This window comes from Microbacterium sp. ISL-103 (assembly GCF_018613995.1).
In the GTDB taxonomy this organism is placed as follows: Bacteria; Actinomycetota; Actinomycetes; order Actinomycetales; family Microbacteriaceae; genus Microbacterium.
Window position 1 is genome coordinate 1 of the sequence record NZ_JAGGPD010000428.1, and the last position, 1,822, is coordinate 1,822.

1 protein-coding gene and 1 pseudogene are annotated in these 1,822 nt (G+C 69.6%); both read left to right on the top strand.

From position 1 onward, the window contains the following. Positions 1 to 75: 75 nt before the first annotated feature. Positions 76 to 1,494, top strand: a complete 1,419-nt coding sequence (locus J7E68_RS15085) for a zinc-dependent metalloprotease (protein ID WP_215173944.1) — start codon at positions 76 to 78, stop codon at positions 1,492 to 1,494. 104 nt (positions 1,495 to 1,598) lie between these two features. Beyond that, a pseudogene (locus J7E68_RS15090) lies at positions 1,599 to 1,822 on the top strand (hypothetical protein); the annotation flags it as partial.

Sequence of the window (1,822 nt, forward strand, 5' to 3'; positions counted from 1 at the left end):
CGCGTCGGGGTCTCGCGGCCAATCCTGTGACTAGCGTAGATGCCACGGCTTCAGACGTGCTGAGAGGCGAGCGACATGTCAGACAACGACCCCACCCCCGAGGACTTCCAGGAGTTCCTTCGACGAATGATGTCCGGCCAGGGCGCCGGCGACATCGACCCCGAGGCGCTGCAGAACGCCCTCTCGGGCATGGACGGGATGCAGATCGACCCGGCCATGATGCAGACGATCATGTCGCAGCTGCAGGGCGCCTTCGGTGGTGATCCCTGGGAGAACGCACTCCGGCAGGCGCTTCACATCGCCAACCGCGACGGACTCGGGATCACCGACGGATCGCGTACCTCGCTCGTCGACTCGTTCGCTCTGGCCGACCTCTGGCTCAGCGAGGCGACGACCATCTCCGAGCTCGCCGAGGCTCCACGGGCGATGACCCGAGGCGAGTGGGTCGAGGCGACTCTGCCCGTGTGGCAGGAGATCGCGGGACCGGTCTCGACGAGCATCGCCGACGCTCTGACCAGCGCTCTCGACACACAGGTGCCCGAAGAGATGCGCGGTGTGGTGCAGGGCGCGGGCAAGCTCATGCGCGGCCTCGGCGGATCGGTGTTCGCCGCCCAGTTCGGCCAGGTGCTCGGCAACCTCGCGCTCGAGGTGGTGTCCGGCGGTGACGTCGGCATCCCGGTGCTCCCCGCAGGCACGGCAGCGGTGATCCCCCAGAACCTCACCGCCTTCGGCGAAGGTCTCGAGATCCCCGAAGACCAGATCACCCTCTACCTCGCCACCCGCGAGCTGGCCTATGCGCGGCTGTACCGCCACGCCAAGTGGCTGCACCTGCACGTGATGGCGCAGATCACGGACTTCGCACGGGGTGTGACCGTCGACGTCGACGCGCTCGAAGACGTCGCCAGCCGCCTCGACCCCTCGAACCCCGAGGAGCTCCGAGCGGCCATCGAGGGTGGAGCGCTGCTTCCCACCCAGAGCGACGCACAGCGCGAGTCGCTCGCACGCCTCGAGAACCTCGTCGCGACGATCGACGGCTGGGTCGACGTCGTCACGGCCCAGGCCACGTCTCGCCTTCCCGACGGCGCGCGGATCGCGGAGGCGGCCCGGCGCCGTCGCGCGGTCGGCGGGCCCGCCGAAGACGCCCTGGGCGCTCTCGTCGGCCTCAAGCTCCGGCCCCGTCGACTGCGTGAGGCCTCTGCCATGTGGCAGGCCGTCACGGATGCGGTGGGCACAGAAGGGCGAGACGCGCTCTGGGACTACCCCGATCTGATGCCCACCCCGGACGACATCGACGACCCGACCGCGCTCGTCGCCCGCCTGCAGGCGACCGCCAGAGGCGAGCAGCCCGTCGCCGACGAGTTCGACGAAGCTCTCGCCCGCCTGCTCGACGGCGAGGACTTCTCGAACGATCAGAGCGACGCGTCAGGTGGCTCCGCGAAGCCGAACGAGCAGGACGACGACGAGGGCGGCCCCGGCGGCGACCGACCCGTGTGACGCGTCGGCGCACTCCTCCTCCACAGGGGCGGAGTGCGCCGGGATTTCTCCACGGATGACCTGGACACGACCATCCGCCCCTCGGATATCCGCAGAATCGAGGGATGTCTCCGCTGTCGTCCAAGACCACCACTCGACTCGATCCCGCCGTGCCGTTGCTCTGGCGCGACGGCGAGACGTTGCAGATCGGCATCGAGGGCACGCTTCGCATCGCTGCCAGGGAACCCTGGGTCGAGCGGCTCGTCGGTCGCATGGCGGCAGGATTCCGACGGTCGGCCTTCGACGTGATCGCCCATGCGGCGGGCGCCCCGCGAGCCGAAGCGCGCAT

Bases quoted from the DNA above. Each gene is read 5' to 3' on its own strand.
- J7E68_RS15085 (WP_215173944.1), top strand. From the start codon at position 76: ATGTCAGACAACGACCCCACCCCCGAGGACTTCCAGGAGTTCCTTCGA.